Source organism: Nocardia sp. NPDC004711 (assembly GCF_053601595.1).
Genome location: NZ_JBSGCB010000106.1, coordinates 1 through 14,191, shown reverse-complemented (window position 1 = coordinate 14,191; position 14,191 = coordinate 1). Strand labels below are relative to the sequence as shown.

18 protein-coding genes and 1 pseudogene are annotated in these 14,191 nt (G+C 66.0%); 8 read left to right on the top strand and 11 right to left on the bottom strand.

Annotation, left to right across the window (positions count from 1 at the left end; genetic code table 11):
• Nucleotides 1-371: 371 nt before the first annotated feature.
• Nucleotides 372-929, bottom strand: a complete 558-nt coding sequence (locus ACWEKS_RS46810; RefSeq protein ID WP_452346151.1) for a WHG domain-containing protein — start codon at nt 927-929, stop codon at nt 372-374.
• A gap of 55 nt (nt 930-984) precedes the next feature.
• Nucleotides 985-1,782: an alpha/beta fold hydrolase gene (locus ACWEKS_RS46805; RefSeq protein WP_452346150.1), complete on the bottom strand. Its 798-nt coding sequence runs from the start codon at nt 1,780-1,782 to the stop codon at nt 985-987.
• 796 nt (nt 1,783-2,578) lie between these two features.
• Here ACWEKS_RS46805 and ACWEKS_RS46800 point away from each other — a divergent pair.
• Nucleotides 2,579-3,337, top strand: a complete 759-nt coding sequence (locus ACWEKS_RS46800; protein WP_452346149.1) for a class I SAM-dependent methyltransferase — start codon at nt 2,579-2,581, stop codon at nt 3,335-3,337.
• 106 nt (nt 3,338-3,443) lie between these two features.
• Here the strand turns inward: ACWEKS_RS46800 and ACWEKS_RS46795 are convergent, their stop codons facing one another.
• On the bottom strand, nt 3,444-3,599 hold the full coding sequence (locus ACWEKS_RS46795) for a hypothetical protein (RefSeq protein ID WP_452346148.1): 156 nt from the start codon (nt 3,597-3,599) through the stop codon (nt 3,444-3,446).
• Between the two features lie 68 nt (nt 3,600-3,667).
• Here ACWEKS_RS46795 and ACWEKS_RS46790 point away from each other — a divergent pair, with 68 nt between their 5' ends.
• Nucleotides 3,668-3,967 carry a hypothetical protein gene (locus ACWEKS_RS46790; RefSeq protein WP_452346147.1) on the top strand — a complete coding sequence of 100 codons (300 nt, stop codon included), beginning with the start codon at nt 3,668-3,670 and terminating at the stop codon, nt 3,965-3,967.
• A gap of 477 nt (nt 3,968-4,444) precedes the next feature.
• Here the strand turns inward: ACWEKS_RS46790 and ACWEKS_RS46785 are convergent, their stop codons facing one another.
• From ACWEKS_RS46785 to ACWEKS_RS46775, 3 genes are all read right to left on the bottom strand, one after another.
• Nucleotides 4,445-4,621: a hypothetical protein gene (locus ACWEKS_RS46785; RefSeq protein ID WP_452346146.1), complete on the bottom strand. Its 177-nt coding sequence runs from the start codon at nt 4,619-4,621 to the stop codon at nt 4,445-4,447.
• 72 nt (nt 4,622-4,693) lie between these two features.
• Nucleotides 4,694-5,176 carry a hypothetical protein gene (locus tag ACWEKS_RS46780; RefSeq protein WP_452346145.1) on the bottom strand — a complete coding sequence of 161 codons (483 nt, stop codon included), beginning with the start codon at nt 5,174-5,176 and terminating at the stop codon, nt 4,694-4,696.
• A gap of 122 nt (nt 5,177-5,298) precedes the next feature.
• The gene (locus ACWEKS_RS46775) at nt 5,299-6,120 is read right to left on the bottom strand and encodes a permease (RefSeq protein ID WP_452346152.1); all 822 of its coding nucleotides are present in this window, start codon (nt 6,118-6,120) and stop codon (nt 5,299-5,301) included.
• A 19-nt stretch (nt 6,121-6,139) separates the two neighbouring features.
• Between ACWEKS_RS46775 and ACWEKS_RS46770 the strand changes: the two genes are divergently transcribed.
• On the top strand, nt 6,140-6,706 hold the full coding sequence (locus ACWEKS_RS46770) for a class I SAM-dependent methyltransferase (protein WP_452346153.1): 567 nt from the start codon (nt 6,140-6,142) through the stop codon (nt 6,704-6,706).
• Between the two features lie 246 nt (nt 6,707-6,952).
• Here ACWEKS_RS46770 and ACWEKS_RS46765 read toward each other — a convergent pair.
• Nucleotides 6,953-7,030: pseudogene (locus ACWEKS_RS46765) on the bottom strand (hypothetical protein); the annotation flags it as partial.
• 280 nt (nt 7,031-7,310) lie between these two features.
• Between ACWEKS_RS46765 and ACWEKS_RS46760 the strand changes: the two are divergent.
• On the top strand, nt 7,311-7,610 hold the full coding sequence (locus tag ACWEKS_RS46760; protein WP_452346144.1) for a toll/interleukin-1 receptor domain-containing protein: 300 nt from the start codon (nt 7,311-7,313) through the stop codon (nt 7,608-7,610).
• Nucleotides 7,611-7,669: 59 nt separating this feature from the next.
• Nucleotides 7,670-8,284, top strand: a complete 615-nt coding sequence (locus ACWEKS_RS46755) for a hypothetical protein (RefSeq protein WP_452346143.1) — start codon at nt 7,670-7,672, stop codon at nt 8,282-8,284.
• 57 nt (nt 8,285-8,341) lie between these two features.
• On the opposite strand, the gene ACWEKS_RS46750 is transcribed toward ACWEKS_RS46755, so the two are convergent.
• Nucleotides 8,342-8,899, bottom strand: coding sequence for a helix-turn-helix domain-containing protein (locus ACWEKS_RS46750; RefSeq protein WP_452346142.1), 558 nt, complete (start codon nt 8,897-8,899; stop codon nt 8,342-8,344).
• 105 nt (nt 8,900-9,004) lie between these two features.
• On the opposite strand from ACWEKS_RS46750, the gene ACWEKS_RS46745 reads away from it, so the two are divergent.
• Nucleotides 9,005-9,472, top strand: a complete 468-nt coding sequence (locus ACWEKS_RS46745) for a hypothetical protein (protein WP_452346141.1) — start codon at nt 9,005-9,007, stop codon at nt 9,470-9,472.
• A 1,225-nt stretch (nt 9,473-10,697) separates the two neighbouring features.
• Here the strand turns inward: ACWEKS_RS46745 and ACWEKS_RS46740 are convergent.
• Nucleotides 10,698-11,480, bottom strand: a complete 783-nt coding sequence (locus ACWEKS_RS46740; RefSeq protein ID WP_452346140.1) for an AfsR/SARP family transcriptional regulator — start codon at nt 11,478-11,480, stop codon at nt 10,698-10,700.
• A 140-nt stretch (nt 11,481-11,620) separates the two neighbouring features.
• Between ACWEKS_RS46740 and ACWEKS_RS46735 the strand changes: the two genes are divergently transcribed.
• Both ACWEKS_RS46735 and ACWEKS_RS46730 read left to right on the top strand, forming a co-directional pair.
• Complete coding sequence (locus tag ACWEKS_RS46735; RefSeq protein WP_452346139.1) at nt 11,621-11,809, top strand: hypothetical protein; 189 nt, start codon at nt 11,621-11,623, stop codon at nt 11,807-11,809.
• A gap of 66 nt (nt 11,810-11,875) precedes the next feature.
• Nucleotides 11,876-12,742, top strand: a complete 867-nt coding sequence (locus ACWEKS_RS46730; protein ID WP_452346138.1) for a hypothetical protein — start codon at nt 11,876-11,878, stop codon at nt 12,740-12,742.
• Between the two features lie 14 nt (nt 12,743-12,756).
• Here the strand turns inward: ACWEKS_RS46730 and ACWEKS_RS46725 are convergent, their stop codons facing one another.
• Both ACWEKS_RS46725 and ACWEKS_RS46720 read right to left on the bottom strand, forming a co-directional pair.
• Entirely contained in the window at nt 12,757-12,921 is a 165-nt protein-coding gene (locus ACWEKS_RS46725) for a hypothetical protein (protein WP_452346137.1), read from the bottom strand.
• Nucleotides 12,918-14,051: an IS701 family transposase gene (locus tag ACWEKS_RS46720; protein WP_452346136.1), complete on the bottom strand. Its 1,134-nt coding sequence runs from the start codon at nt 14,049-14,051 to the stop codon at nt 12,918-12,920. The genes ACWEKS_RS46725 and ACWEKS_RS46720 overlap by 4 nt, the downstream gene beginning before the upstream one ends.
• Nucleotides 14,052-14,191: the final 140 nt, after the last annotated feature.

Below are 14,191 nucleotides of genomic sequence, written 5' to 3'. Positions count from 1 at the left end.
CCGCTCGCCGGGCCCTCGCCCCCCCCCGCCCCGCCCCCCCCCCCCGCCCCCCACGACCCCCACACCCCGACAGTCCACAACCCCGATCCAGCCGTGAACTCCTCAGCCGGGTCGCGGGCCAACCCACCTCGACCCCGCACAGCCGATGCGGCCCCCACGGTGAGCCACCGTGACCGCCGCCTACGACGATCGGGGCTGGACCTCGGCAGACTCGATGTCTGAACTGTCACGGGTTTGGGGCCGCTGCGGCTGGATAGGCAGTGGACGGTCATGGTCGCCCGTGTCGGCACCCATGCTTGTCACGACAACCCCGACACCGTATGCCGGTTGCGGCTGAAGGGAATCCACCGCTGGACGCCGCTACTTGGGGTTCAGTGTGACGGTAGTGCGCTGAGGACCATGCGGGTCAGGGTGGCGAAGGACGTTTCGATGTCTTCGGTGAGTTGGAAGCCGCCCTGTGATTCCAGGGTGGCGAAGCCGTGGCCGGCGGCGCGGATGCAGCGGGTGAGGTGTACTGCGTCGGTGCCGGTGATGCCGCAGCCGGTCAGAACGGCGAGGATGCTGTCCATCAGGCGGCGGCTGGCGGTGTCCCAGGCTGGTGTCTCACGCATGCTCTGGGGCATCATCGCGTACCGGTACGGGTGTTGGACGGCGTAGTCGCGGTAGGCGCGCAGCAGGGCACCGACCGCTTCGGGGCCGCCGAGCCCGATCACCGAGGTGGTCGCTCGTTCGGTGAGTTCCTCGAGGACGCGCAGCCCGACCAGGTCCACCAGTTCGTCGAGGTTCTTGACGTGTTTGTAGAGCGAGGGGGTGGCCACATCGGCGCGGGTGGCCACCGCGGCGAGGGTCAGGGCGCGGGGTCCACCCTCGTCGACGACGGCGACGGCGATGTCCACCACCGCGATGGTGGAGAGTCCGGCGCGTGGCATCACGGCTTCTTCACGCGGTTGGCCAAGGCGGTGGGGGAGTGTCGCGTGTGTGGCATCACAGCTCTTTCAGGAATGTCACGATGGCGTGCGCGGTGAATTCCGGGTTGTCGGCGTGGGGGTAGTGCCCCGATCCGTCCGACATCGTGACTCGGGACGGCCCGGCAACCTGGTCGGCGATTCGGCGTGCCTCGGCGGCGGGGTCGGGGAGGTCGCCGTCGTTGGTTCCCATGATGACCAGGGTCGGGGCGGTGATGTCCGACAGTTGCAGGGCCGGGTCGGTGGGCAGTGAAGCGGTCAGGGCGCTCAGGGCCGCGAGGTGTCCTTTGCGGCGCAGTTTCGTCTTGTTCTCGGCCAGGTATTGGGTGAAGTCGGCGGGTTTGGTGCCGGGGTAGAGCGACTTGAGGAACATCGTCCACAGCCAGGCGTTGCTGGTGACCAGTGTGGTGGCCAGCCCCATGAGCAAGCCGGGCTTGTCGTGGCGTACCGCGGCACCCACGAGCACCAGGCCGCGGACCAGTTCGGGTTCGCGCACGGCGACTTGTCCGGCGGACTTCGCCGCGAAGGAGTGGCCGATGATCACGGCCGGCCCGCCGAGGTGAGCGATGAGGGCGGTGATGTCGTGGCCGATGGCGGTGGGGTGGTAGTGCGGCCAGTCGGCGCTGGAGTCGCCGTGGCCGCGGATGTCCATGACGGCCACCCGGTTTCCGGCGTCGGCGAGTGCCGGGGCCAGGAACCGGAAGTCGGCGCGGTTGACGCCGATACCGGGGACACACACCACGAGCGGTCCATCGCAGCCGCCGATGAGTTCGTAGGCGATGGTGCCGTCGGGAAGCGAGAGGTGCTGGGTGGCCATGACGATCTCCTAGGCTATTTATGATAGCTTAAAAGGTAACATGCATAGCTTTCGTGGTCTAGCGACGCGACGCACGTCACACTCCGCGCGGGGTCAGGGCGGCCGATGGACCGAGTCGATCTCGTGTCTACTCAGGTAGGCAACGCCCTCTGCGCGGTCGAGCGTCACGATGGTTCGCGGCTGGTCCGGCGCCGCCGCACCTACTCGGTGTGAAACGCGCGGCCCGGCGCGATCTCCACGCACCGCCCCGGCTCGGTGGTGTTGTCGCGGATTCTGATCTTCGCCGCGGGGTTGGGACCGGCGGGGTCGGCGATCGGTTCGACTCTCGCCGTCGCGGCCGGGGGCTGTCGCGCTGATCCTGCGTGTCCGCGAGGCCACAGGGTTCGTGTCGGTCGTGCGGGCTGATCGTGGCGGGTGGCGGCGGCTCGGCGCGGTGCGCGTGCGACTACTGCGTGCCGATGGCGTCGACGAGTCGTGCCTGGTGATGCTGGATATCGAGGGCAACGAGTGAGTAGTCGAAAACATGGCACCTTCACGCGGATCCAGCAGCGAACGGCGCGAACATCGGCTCTCGCGGTATAGCGCTCGGTTCGAAACGGACACAGCTGGATGCCGGGCAGGACCGTGACCGTCGGGTATCGGAACAGTGTGTCGCGCATTCGTAGGGGCCGACCGGCTACCGGCCGCTGCGGGTGCGGGACACCCTCTTGCGGCTGCAGGCGTGGCCGCCGGTTGCTCACCGAACTCCGCTGTTCGCGCCGCTCGGGACGGCTGGCACTGGATTAGAGTGTTACGGATGCCCGACCCCCTGCATTTCGATAGCCATGCTGAGGTCTACGAGCGGGCCAGGCCGCCGTATCCGGCTGTGCTGTGGGCCGAGTTGCACGATCTCGGAGTGCTGCGGCCGGGAATCCGGGCTATCGATCTCGGTGCCGGTAGTGGACTGGCCACCGGTCGGCTCCTCGGGGCGGGCGCGTCGGTCGACGCGGTCGAACCGGGCCCGGCCCTGGCGGATCGTTTGCGTCGGCGCTGGCCGGGCGCGGTTGTGCACGTCGGCACGGCCGAGCAGGTGGAGCTGGCGACCGGATTCTATGATCTCGCGGTCGCGGCCACCGCGGTGCATTGGTTCGATCTCGAGGTGGTCGTGCCGAAAGTGCATCGCGTGCTGCGAGGGGGCGGCCATTTCGCCGTGTGGCGCAACGCCTTCGGCGACCCGGCTGTCCCGGTTACGCCGTTTCGCGAGCGAGTCACCCAGATCGTGGCCCGTCGGACAGCGGTGGAACCACCGCGCATGCCTGGTGAACTCGACACCGACGCGTGGGCGGCTCGCCTGACCGCCAGCGGGCATTTCGTCACCACGCGTATTCGCCGGTTCCCGTGGTCGATCGACATGCGGACCGACCAGATCCGCGACCTGTTCACCACGTTCAGCAACTGGAGCCCTGCCGAGGTGGACGAGGCAGCTCGAGCTGTGGACGAACTCGGCGGGCGGGTGACCGAGCACTATGTCACACCACTGATCGTGCTGCGACGCAACGAATCCGCCAACGCCTGAACACACACGGAAACTCCTTGCCCCAGATAACGGCCTGTAATCCGACCTCTGGCATCGAATTCGGGCCGCGTCGATCTCACTGCGGCGCATACACGAAGCGGCCCAGTTACCCGGGGCAAGCCCGGAAGACGGTGACGATGGCGGGCACCGTGACCCGGATCCGGACGGTGCCGCCCCGCACGGTCCGGTCGACGGCCGAGGCGTTGCTGGACACCATCGGCTCGGCGAACACCCGCCGCGCCTGCACCGTCGTGATCGTCAAGACCGCCGACCGACTCGACGGCCGCGACCCGGACGGGGCTGCGCGCGGACAGCCAGGCCCTGGCGGCGGTGACCGACACCGAGATCGGTGCCGCGCTGGAAGCCTTGTGGCGCGAGGCTGTGGGGAACACCTGGAACGCACGCCAGGCCGCGGTCGGCAAGTGGCTGAGCTGGTGCCGCGAACAAGGCTGGGACCCACCGGCGGTCCCGGCATTGGCGGGCCGGTCCACCCCACCGGACTCCGACACCCTCGTCCGCTCCCGTACCGCGATCGACCAGCTGATCGGCCGCCGCGACATCCACGTGCGGGAGGAGACGTTGTGGCCGATGCTGTACGAAACCTGCGCCCGCGCAGAGGAACTGCTGTAGAGGTCAACATCGAAGACCTCGACCTCGCCGCCTGCTCGTGCCCCGCGAAGTCCAAAGGCGCCCGCCCGCGCGCCCGCTGCCGCCCACGCCGAACACGTCCTCGAAACGGTGTACTGGGACGCCGGCACCGCCCGCCTGATCCGCGACCGCACCGCCGGACCGCTGTTCGTCACCCACCCGGCGCCCCGGGCGCGGCAAGTACCTCGCCGACCGCGACGTGTGCCCAGACACCGGCCCGGCGCGGCTGTCCTACGACCAAGCCCGCGACCTGCTCGACGCCGCCACCGCAAGCGATGAGAAGTCCCCCTCCGGACACGGAGAACCGGCCCCGTGGCAGGTGAGGCCAACGATCAGCGTACCGGTAGCGATCAAGTCGATTCCGGGGCGAGAAGTCCTCGCCTACTGGACAATTTGCGCGATCAGAACGAAAGGGTCAGCTGACTAGATCGGTGACGGTCACCGGCTGTCAAGTTAACGTCACTGTGACGTAAGCACGTTCGGTCCGTGCAGGGTGCGATACGGCGGGTTGTTAGCGATGAGCGCCCGCGCCGAGGCCCGCTCGTGGGCGCGGTCCCGCGACCACTGCACCGCGTTCATCTGGTCGCCGAAGAGCGGCGCATCACCGACCACGTCGGCCGGGGGATACCACTGCACTTGACATCTCCTTCCGGCGGGAGGCCTCCCAGGATCCGGACCGTGATCTCCAGCCCGGCCTTCGCGTGCGTGTCAGTGGTGCGGCGCGGCAGCGTGGACCTTGGCTGGCCATCTGCCCACGCGACGAAATCCTCTGCCTCCTTTGGTCTTCGGCCGGGCTGCGGCGCACATAGTCCGCGGGGCGCGCAGTTCCGCGGCGCCGACCTCGCCGGACTCGAGGCTTTTGAGGGTGCGCTCGCGTTCAGTGTCGCGCTGGGCCCTTGCCTGCCGGTGGGCGCGTTCCCGCAGTGGCAGCGTGACCGGGTTGGCCGCGGCGTAGATGATGCGCCCGATCATCTCCGCCACTTCCGCACTGCGGTTGGTGAGGGCGGCCGAAATCTCTTCGGGCGTCAGGTTTCCCGGCCAGTCGGGAAACAGAACGCGGAGCGGTCCACGGTCGGGCCGCGGCTGGTGGGTCCAGTTGCATTCGAGCGGACAGGCGAAAACCACAGTGCCCGTGTCCATCTGCAGCGCGGGGGTGTGCAGAACCCGCATGAGGTGAGGCATGTCACTCATGGATTCCATCCTCATGTCGATGCTCTGGGGAGGGGTATGTCCGTTGTCAGCTCCAAAGCCGCTGCGCGGCAGTAGTTTTCGCAAACACACTACCGACCGGTATTCAACTGTCGCGGGCGCTGTCAATATGATCTTGTTGAATTGTGGGTGACGACGACGGCGTGACCAGCGACGATCGGTTCAGGCGTGGAAACACGTGGCTCGGGGTCGCCGCGGCCGGCCGGACCGGGATGGGCCGGTATCTGTTCCGCTGTCCGGCGGTGTGGTGTGAGTGGACCCATGATCAGGTCCAGGACACGATGGGGCGGTGGCGTCAGGAGGTCGATGACGCGGTCGGTGCGCATATGGTGGCAAAGCATTCGCAGTGGCAGCGGTGGGTGGGCGGCCATGGTCGGCTCCAGTATTGGGGGGGTGTGCGGGGCGGCGCGCTGGATGGGGTAGAACGCGGTGGTCAAGGAACCAGTGAACCGCGCCACCACCATTGCGGGTTCCCCAGGAAACGCGACTGCCGTCGCGATCAGCACGACCGGGTTGATGGCGGGCGCGGACAGCATGAACGCCAGCGCGACCGATCCCGGCGCGCCCTGCTCGGACAGCCGCAGCGCGACGGGGACAACGCCGCATTCGCACCCGGGTAATGCCATGCCCGCGATCCCGGCAACGCCGATGGCGGCCGTCTCGTTGCGTGGCAACATTTTTCGCAGCAGCGCCGGGGACACGAACGCCGCGATCGCCCCGCTGACCGTGACCCCCAGCGCGAGGAATGGCACCGCCTGAACGAAGACACCGGCAAAGATCGTCACCGCGGTCTGCAAACGCGCCGACGAACCCACCGCGCGCGCCAGCGGTCCATGGCAGGCGACGCTGAGGACCACCAGCGCGGCAAGGACATAGGTCGAGGAAACCCGCACGCGGACCGAGTTGACAGTGTTCTGCGCCAGCACTCCGACATCCTGGCAGCCGATGTCGCCGATCTCCAGCGAGGCATGTCGCGGTTCATGGCGCTCGGGCCTACTCTTACTGAAAACGCTTCTCATTAATGGGTTGGTTATGGCTATCGACGCTACCCATCTGGGCGAAGTCCAGGAGACGCTACTGATTCCGCTCTACGGCCGTGCCGTCGAAACCGGCAAGGCTCGCCCGATCCTGCGCGATCCGAAGGCCGTGGAGATGATCGGGGCCATCGACTACGACTTCGGTCGATTCGACGGCGGCCGCAGCTTGTTCGGAACGGTGTTGTGGACCAGCATTTTCGACGCGTGGGTGTCTGGCTTCCTCGCTGTGCATCCCGGGGGCACGGTGGTCGAGATCGGGGCGGGGCTGAACACGCGGTTCGAGCGGGTCGACAACGGCCGGGTGCGCTGGGTCGATCCGGATCTGCCAGATGCGATGGAGGTGCGGTCGAGGTTCTTCGTCGAGACCGATCAGCGACGGATGATCGCGGCGTCGGTGCTGGATGCCGGCTGGGTGGAGGTGGTGAAAGCCCTTCAGGGGCCGTATTTCTTCGTCTCGGAGGGCTTTCTGGTCTAATTGGAGGAGTCCGAGGTTCAGCGCGCCGTCTCGCTCATCGCGCGGCACTTCCCGGGTGCCGATCTCGCGATGGACACCACCGACCGCTGGATGATCGAGCACCAGGACCGTTACGACGCCATGCGTGTGGTGTCCGCGCGCATGCGCTGGGCCTGTGATGATCCCGCCGATGTCGAGCGGTGGGGCCTTGGACTGCCGGGCCGCGGCGGCGGCCGGGGCGGTGAGCAGCCCGAGGACGACAACGGAACCGACCAGCGGGGTGGCCTCGGCGACAGTTGTGCCGACGACAGCCAGGAAAACAGCGCCCAGCAGGCGCGTGGGCACACCTGCTGCCCGGGCGCCGGCGGGATCGATGGTGGCGAACAACAGTATCTAGATGTCCTAGTGCCTCCCGCCGACAAGGAAGCTATTGTAAAAGCGGGTGCCACCGTAGGTTATATCGTTGAGATTAAGGACAAGGAGTACGCAGACTTCATGACAGCGCGCGAGAAGCCGTGGGAATTTATCAGCCACGACTCTAGGGATAAGGACGACTTCGTTAGGCCACTGGCCCGCAAGCTACAATCGATGCTATGCCCCGTGTGGTATGACGAATACTCTTTGAATGTCGGTGATAGGGCGCGAGTCCATCGATCGAGGACTCGCAGAAGCGCCGAAGTGCATCGTCGTTCTGTCCCCGAACTTCTTGAGTAATCCAGGCTGGGCTAAGGGAGAGTTCAATGCAGCGATGAATAATCATTTCAGAGCTGGCGGGGGCGTAGTATTACCAATTTGGCACAACGTAGCTAGTGCTGATGTTGCAACCTACAGTTCGTTGGTATCCGACATTAGCGCACTCAGGTCTGATATTGGCCTCGATGTTCTGGCTGACAAGCTTTTCACGGCCTTGAAACCGCTTGCCTGAGACAAAAAGAGGGCAGCTCGGCAGTGCACGCTGGCTAAGACGCAGATAGGAAGAGTGTCGTGTCGATCGAACTGCATCCGTTCTTGCCTGAAATTTGCGGCATACCCGCATTTGACAATCTCGCCCATCCGCAGATCGTCGTAGTAGCCGCGAAGGTTTTCATTGGTGATCTGTCGCCGCAACTATCAGGATGGCATGAGCGCCAGCTATTTCTCAATCTCGTTCGCCTGTCAGATCGCGCTATCGTTGATTTCAGCCTTGCTCGGGAAGCGTTGCTCGACTACATAGCCCACCGATACGAGGGTCGAATCAGTACTCACTTCTCCGCGATCTCGCACATGGAAGCGGGAATTACGGCACTCGCTCGCTGCATCGACTTCGCCAATGCACTGGCACGCTCACCAGCGTCTCCTCCCATTGATAAGGATGAGCTTCCGCGCAAGGCAGTTCAGGACTCAATCCGAAAAGTGCGTAACGCAATTGAGCATACGGACAGCGCTCTCAAGAAGGGAACCATTTCAAGCGGCATGGCGATGCTCCACGTCCTCGACGACCGGATAGAGCTGGAGGGGATTGCGCTCGGGTGGTCAGAACTCGATGTCGCTATGCGGAAGATTCACGCGCTCGTAGAGAGCCTGATCGAACTTCCAGGGCCGACATCGAGCTCAAAGTAACTGGCAGGCTGCGCCGTTCGCCGTTCCGTTAGGTCCTTGCGTTGCCCAGCCGGTTCGCTACCGCTCCTGTCCATGCGCATCCCGCATCGGCACCCCACGCTCCTTAAGTCGTCGCCACACCGTTCCGTGATCAACCCCGAGCTTCTCGCCAATCCGCGCCAGCGACCATCCGGCACCGTACAGTTGCTCGGCTTCGTTGATCTGCTCAGGACTCAAGCCCTGGTTGCGCATCGCCACCCCCGCATCGCGAAGCACTTTGAGTAGGCTGCCCTTGCTGAGGCCGAACGCCGACATGAGGGCAGTCGAGGGCTCGCCAGCCTCATACCGAGCGACGATCTGCCGGATAGTTTCCTGGCCCAGCCGTTGTGACAGCTTGAACGGCTCCGCGGCCGAAGCTGGCTGCGGCCGGTGAGATGGTGACCGGAAGCCTCCGTTTCCGTCCGTGACCAGGCAGTCTCTGAGTTTCTTGACTTGTTTCTGGAATGAGTCAAGTTTCGAGTAACCCCCCGCTAGGTCCACCGGATGTCCCTTACTCAACCGCGTGACCGCGAAGATCCGGGTGAGTGAGGGATTTTCGTTTTCTCGGCTGATTTGCTCTCCTTCCTTCTTGAGCACCTTTGCTCACCCCATGCGTGTGCCCAATGCTGTTGACGCGGGGAGATACATCGGGAGTCGACCATTGCCGTCGTCAGGTCGGGCGCGGGAAGCGGGAGAAGGTTCATGGCGCAGAACCGATTTCGTGCCGCCTTCGCGCCCACGGCCATCGCCGAGCTGGTTGCGGTTCCGATTCATATTCTCGGCGTCGAGGCGGCGGTGAGGTTCGATTGCGCGCGGTCGGTGGCGGTCGCCGAGGCGACCATGCACTATGTGGTCGGACCCCACAGCGGCAATCCCGCTTTCGACCTCAGACAGCGGGTGGACCACTGGCGGTTGGACGGGATGCCGATTGCCGCCGATCTGGTCCGGTCCTACCCTCTCGGCGGCGATTCGTACAGCACGATGCGGGTGCTCGGGGTGGCGCAGGCGGCCGGCTCGGTCCATTCGCTGGGCGCGCGGTACCACCTTGATGCACCCGCGGCGGAGCCGGGCGGTGTGCGTCCCGCAGAACTCACCTGGCTGCCGGATACCGCGCTGCGCTGGATATTCGGGATGTCCGATCTGAACGCCGGCCGCTACCTGGAAGCGTGATTTCCAGCGAATCTGTTGTTCGACCAGTTCCCGCTGCGGCTGCGGGTGCGCATCACTGGCGCGCGCGCCGCGCACGTCATGATCTCGAACGGCGCGGTCGCGGCGACCGCGCCGAACCACTGGTCGGTAAACTTCCCCGCCCATTTCAGTGTGCTGTCACCACTTGTCGAGATACATCCGGCCAACTCGGTTCGGACGTCGGCACGGGTGGTGACGCTGCCGCTGTCCCGGACCGAGGTGGTGGTGCGGGCGTGGAAGCCCGCCACGCTACCGATCGACCTTGCCTCACAAACGATCCGGATCGGTGCACTGCTCGCACGCAACGAGCGCGACTACGGTCCCTTCGCGGCCCGCCGTTTCGTGGCGATTTTCCATGGCGGGCGCGGTGGCATGGAGTACAACCAGGCCTGCACGACCTCGCTGGCCGCGCTGCCACACGAGGTCCTGCATTCCTGGTTCGCCCGCGGTGTCACCCCGGCTGGGCAGGCCGACGGATGGTGGGATGAGGGATTCGCGAGATTCCACGACGATGGCGCCCAGCCCGAGCCATTCGACTTCCGCCGTGCGCCGGTGCGGCTGTGCTCGCGCCGGCCGTTCGATCGGCGTACCCCGATCAACGCGTATGTCGACGGCAGCCGGGTGTTCCGCGGGGCGGCGACGCTGATCGGCGTCGACGGTCTGCGCGCCGCGATGGCCGCCCTGTTCCGGACCCGTTGCGGCACCCCGACGTCCACGACCGACCTGGAGGCGCACCTGGTGGCCACCACGGGGGCGGTTGAGTTGGTGGACGCTTTCCATCGGTTCGTCTACGGGTTCGAGGAGCCCTCGCCCGTGCCGCAACCGTCGCTGTGGTCGGTCCGCCCCGACCGACCGGATATCTGGATCCGGCACCACGACGACGACGGAATCGACGACCAGCCACCGCGGCCGGGCCGGGACAACTGGATCTATGCCCGGGTCTCGAACCCCGGCGCCGGGCACTGTGCGCACCTGCTGGTGGTCTTCGCCATCCACGGCTCGTCCCGAAGCGAACCCCGGTACCCCGACGACTTCCTCCCCGGCTTCGCGGCCGCTGCCGGATTCGATCTCGAGCCAGGCGATTCGGTGGTGGTGTCGGCACGCTGGCCCGGCGAACTCGTGCCGGAGACGGCCTCCACATTGCTGGTATCGGTGCACGGCCGGTGCTGCCATCCGGCCCCGCAGACCCGTGTTTGGGAGCAGCGCACTACCGCAATGCGCGCCGTGCTCCCGTTCGACCCGGTGGGATCAGGGCCGACGCCACCGGAACAGCACCCACCAACGCACACAGCTGTGGTGACGGACGCAATCCGAGTTCGTCTCGCAACAGATTCGCGAATTGCTCGAACTGGCGGCATGCCTCGGCCGTATTGCCTTCCCGCAGATGCGCCTGAATGAGTGCCCGTTGCGCCGACTCTCGCAATGGCTCCGCGGCCACCACCGCTAGCATCAGATCGATCGCCTCGGGGTGGTGGCCTTGCTCGCTCAGCCTGCGCGCGGCCGCCTCCATAGCGTGCAATCGCAACTGCCGCAGTTGTTCCCGGGCCAGGACCAGCCATGCCTCGTCCCAGCCGGGTAGCAATTCCGCGGTGCGCGACAACAGAGCCACCTGCTCGAACGAGCACTCCGTGCGGGCCGCGAGCACGTTCTCCGCATGCCGGCGCAACTGGTGTACATCCACCACCACGTCGTCGGTGAGACCGATCCGATCGCCCGCGCCGCCCAGCACTTCCGGAGCGGCACGGCGAATCCGCCACAGCGCTGTGCGCAGACTGGCCCGGGATCGTTCGGCCGAGGTACCCGGCCACAATCGTTCGGACAGCACACCGCGATCGCAGTCGGGCGCGGCGAACTTCTCCACCGAGAGGTAGGCCAGCACCCGCCGGGAATGCATCGGGAGCGGCACCGTGGCACCGTCGATGTGCAGCGAGAATCCGCCCAGCAGAGACAATTTCGCGCGAATTCGCGGCTGTGCTTGTGCGGCGATCATCGGGCGTCCCCCCTCGGTGGTCCGATGGTATCGATTGTGTCCCACGGTATGCGGCTACCGCCGCCGCTCCGTCAACACTGCGTCAACATTCGCTGCCGCCATTGACGCAGCCCGGCACGGCTCGCTGTCAGACTGCGCCGGTGACGAACGACGACAGCCTCGTGTTGGTGCTTCGGGTCTGGCGCGATGGGGACCGGCTGCTCATTCGCGTGCTCGGCGCTGCCGAGCAGTCCCGGGTCTTCCCCGACGCCGGCGAGGCCTGCGATTATCTGGCCGCGGTACTAAGGCGATTCGATTCGTCGGAGACCGACTGTGAGATGAACCGTTGACGGCACCGCATATTCACCGCCGCCACACTGAGTTCCGGAGCAATCGATGTGGCAGAGGTGAGCCTGGTGCGAAGCGATGCGTATGCGGAGTCCCGCGGTGACGAGACCTATGAATCCCCGTTTGCCGCGATGACCCCGACCGCCGAATACGAGACCTTGGCACAGGAGGAGCTCGGCGCGGATGAATTCGAGGATTCGCCGTTCGAGAGCTTCTCTGCCGCTGAATCACCGTTCGGCGGTGAATCCCCGACCGAAGCCGAAGAGGCGTCGGAGGCGTTGCGCGACTTCATGGAAGCGCTGCGCGACGAGGAATTCGAGGACGCCCTCGAGCAATTGCTCAACGAGGGCGCGGCGCTGACGCTGGCCGGCGAGCAGGAGGCCGGCGCGCCGCTGTCCGAGGCCGAGACCCGGGATGCGCTGGAGCAGTGGCTCACTCCGCTGGCCGAGGCGTGGACCCGTACCGTGGACGGCCTCGCGGCGGGCCTGGAGAACGCCGAGGTACTCGGCATGGGCGAGAGCGAATTCGAACAGCTCCTCGAATCGCTGGAGACTCCGGTCGGGTTCACCTCGGAGGGCTTCGAGAACTTCTTCGGCAAGCTGGTCCGCAAGGCGAAGAGCGCACTCAAGAGCGCTGTGCGATTCGCCAAGAACCCGATCGGGGGCGTCGTCGATATCGCCAAGCGCGGTATCGGCGTCATCAAGAGCGGGGTTTCGGCGATCGGCAAACATCTGCTCGGCCCGCTGCTGCGCAAGCTGAAGCGGGTGGGCCTGGCACTCCTGAAGGGCGTGGTGCAGAAGCTGATCAGACCGTTGACACGGCTGCTGCCCGCCTCGGTCCGGCCGCTGGTACCGATCTTGATGAAGCGGCTTGGTGTCGCCGAGGCCGAAACCGGTCCGTACAGCGAGGACAATCTATGGGAGGCAGGCTCTTAGTACTGCAACGACACTCAGGTGAGTGGGTGGCCGCGGCGTCGGTAGTGGGACAGCCGGGCTTGGTGTTGTCGGCGGCGTCGCCATCGCGACCAGGCCCAGGTGTGGTCGGCGGGGTGGTGGCGGGTGAGCACGAAGGCGATGAGCAGGCGGCGGATCTCCGGTAGCGTGAGGGCAATCATGCCTTCGTCGGTGTCGGCGAGTCCCCCTTTGCGGCAACGGTTTTCGATCCGGCCAACCAGGCCAGGGCGAGCATGGACAAGGTGATGTGGGCGTACCAGGCTCGCCAGGTGCGGACCTGGTAGTGATCGAGCCCGGCCTCACCTTTGGCCTGCTGGAACGCTTCTTCCACGTGCCAGCGCGACCCCGCGGTCCAGGCCAGATCGACCAACCGTGCGGTGGCCGGACCGTAGCAGAGGTAGTAGGCGATCTCGGTGGGGGTGGCGATGCTGCGCCGGGCCAGCAGCCAGTGCCCGCGTCCGGTATTCCAGGTGCCCTCGATCTGTCGGCGCGCCCAGTCGTATTCGCGGGGACCGTGCGAGCCGGCACCGACCGACAGCCGCTGCCAGGTGTGGTCGGCGAACTCGGCGACCAGCTCGTCGGCGCGGGCGGCGCGGTCGGCGCGGGTGCTCACCTGCTGGTCACAGCGGGTGGCCAGCACGTAGAACACATCGTGGTCTTCGCACCAGTCCCGCAGGTAACCGGCTTGTCCGTAGGCTTCGTCGGCGGTGAACCACCGAAACGGCACCCGCGCGGCCACCGCGCGTTCGAGCATGGCGATCATCTGCCGCGGTTTGGTCGCGAACTCGGTCTCGTCCGGAATTCCGGCGTCGCGGCAGCGGTCGCGATCGCTGGTCCACGACTGCGGGAGATAGAGTTCCCGGTCGATCAGAGCGTGTCCGTGCTTGGATGCATACGCCAGGAACACCCCGATCTGGCAGTTCTCGGTACGCCCGGCCGTACCGGAGTACTGGCGTTGCACCCCAGCGGATTTCACGCCCTTCTTCAGGAAGCCGGTCTCGTCACCGGCCAGCACGGCCTCGGGGTCACCCAGGTGCTCGACGACATAGTCACGCACATCGTCACGGACCGCGTCGACGTCCCAATCGGCCGCTCGTAACAGCCGCTGCATCCCCTGCGGGCCTGCCTCACCGGCCCGCTCGGCCAACGTCCACCCGTTCTTGCGTTCCAGACCCGCCAACAGTCCCGATACGTACTCCCGCGCCCGAACCCGCGGCTCCGACCGCGCGAACCGACCCCCGATCCGCGACATCAACGAATCTAACTCGGCCACAACACGATCCAACACCACACAACAGATCTACCAGCACTGACTCACATAGGTGTCGTTGCAGTATTAGAACTCCTAACAAAGTGGGAGTTTGGTCAGTCGGCGCCAGCAGATGATGCTGCAGGCCAGGCTGAGGAAGGCCTCGTGGATGTCGTCGCGGA

Excerpts from the sequence above, each read along its gene's own strand:
- ACWEKS_RS46740 (WP_452346140.1), bottom strand. The coding sequence starts at position 11,480 with ATGATCGCCGCACAAGCACAGCCGCGAATTCGCGCGAAATTGTCTCTG.
- ACWEKS_RS46770 (WP_452346153.1), top strand. The coding sequence starts at position 6,140 with ATGTCGCCGATCTCCAGCGAGGCATGTCGCGGTTCATGGCGCTCGGGC.
- ACWEKS_RS46780 (WP_452346145.1), bottom strand. The coding sequence starts at position 5,176 with ATGAGTGACATGCCTCACCTCATGCGGGTTCTGCACACCCCCGCGCTG.
- ACWEKS_RS46745 (WP_452346141.1), top strand. The coding sequence starts at position 9,005 with ATGGCGCAGAACCGATTTCGTGCCGCCTTCGCGCCCACGGCCATCGCC.
- ACWEKS_RS46800 (WP_452346149.1), top strand. The coding sequence starts at position 2,579 with ATGCCCGACCCCCTGCATTTCGATAGCCATGCTGAGGTCTACGAGCGG.
- ACWEKS_RS46725 (WP_452346137.1), bottom strand. The coding sequence starts at position 12,921 with ATGATTGCCCTCACGCTACCGGAGATCCGCCGCCTGCTCATCGCCTTC.
- ACWEKS_RS46810 (WP_452346151.1), bottom strand. The coding sequence starts at position 929 with ATGCCACGCGCCGGACTCTCCACCATCGCGGTGGTGGACATCGCCGTC.
- ACWEKS_RS46805 (WP_452346150.1), bottom strand. The coding sequence starts at position 1,782 with ATGGCCACCCAGCACCTCTCGCTTCCCGACGGCACCATCGCCTACGAA.
- ACWEKS_RS46760 (WP_452346144.1), top strand. The coding sequence starts at position 7,311 with ATGTCGGTGATAGGGCGCGAGTCCATCGATCGAGGACTCGCAGAAGCG.